A 342-nucleotide genomic window follows, 5' to 3' on the forward strand; every position below is an offset into this window, starting at 1 on the left:
GGATTCGATTTATATTGGCGATATCCTTCCTTCGTCGTTGTCGCATACTTCAATATCTGCCCTTTGTTTCTTTCCATTCTTCCTTTTCAAACTTCTCCAGGGGAAGGGGCTTTTTTCCGTGTTCTTCACGATCCATATTTAACTCTAATGGAAGTTTTTCTTCATAAGCCCGTGTTTCTTTTCGCACAACCTTTTTATCATCCTTCCGTTTATTCACACTCGCTTTCACATGCGTGGAATCATAAATAAATGGTCTGCATGGAGCATTTACTTTTCAACACCCTATGTAGATGGAGTACTTTATGTAGAAGTTGATGGGAACGAAGGGCGGCGACTCCTGCG

Annotated in this window: 1 pseudogene; it reads right to left on the reverse strand. The window is 41.5% G+C overall.

Annotated elements, in window-relative coordinates:
- Positions 1-61: 61 nt before the first annotated feature.
- Positions 62-267 (reverse strand): annotated as a pseudogene (locus ACP3VS_RS24365) (IS5/IS1182 family transposase); the annotation flags it as partial.
- Between the last annotated feature and the right edge of the window lie 75 nt (positions 268-342).

The sequence above is a fragment of the Lysinibacillus sp. VIII_CA genome, assembly GCF_049943995.1.
GTDB classification, from domain to species: Bacteria; Bacillota; Bacilli; order Bacillales_A; family Planococcaceae; genus Lysinibacillus; species Lysinibacillus pinottii.